Raw genomic sequence first — 403 nt, 5'->3', positions numbered from 1 at the left:
CTTCAGCAGCGAGCAGCAGCAGATTCAGGAGAAACTGAGCCTCGGCGCGACGCCGAAGATGGCCTCAGCGCGGCTGATTCGCGAGAGCATTCGCGCGTCATTGATTCCCACCGTCGATTCGGCGAAAACGGTCGGTCTGGTGAGCTTGCCTGGGATGATGTCGGGGCTGATTTTTGCCGGTATTGACCCGGTGAAGGCGATTAAGTACCAGATCATGGTGACCTTTATGCTGCTGTCGACCGCCAGCCTGTCGACGATTATCGCCGGCTATCTGACCTACCGGAAGTTCTTCAACGCCCGCCATCAGCTGGTGGTGACGCAGCTGAAAAAGCGCCCGTGAACGATCCCGGGTTGCGGCGTTCACGCCTTACCCGGGCTACTTAGGATACGTTCCGCATAGTTC

At 58.3% G+C, this 403-nt stretch carries 1 protein-coding gene; it reads left to right on the top strand.

The genetic code is table 11. The annotated features are described in order from the left end of the window. A partial coding sequence (fetB, locus tag WCE05_RS26285) for an iron export ABC transporter permease subunit FetB (protein ID WP_368816879.1) occupies nt 1-340 on the top strand: 340 nt, incomplete at its 5' end. Nucleotides 341-403 lie beyond the last annotated feature (63 nt).

It is taken from the genome of Pseudomonas sp. I2, assembly GCF_040984075.1.
Taxonomy (GTDB): domain Bacteria; phylum Pseudomonadota; class Gammaproteobacteria; order Pseudomonadales; family Pseudomonadaceae; genus Aquipseudomonas; species Aquipseudomonas guariconensis_B.
This window is presented reverse-complemented; position numbering and strand designations above follow the sequence as displayed.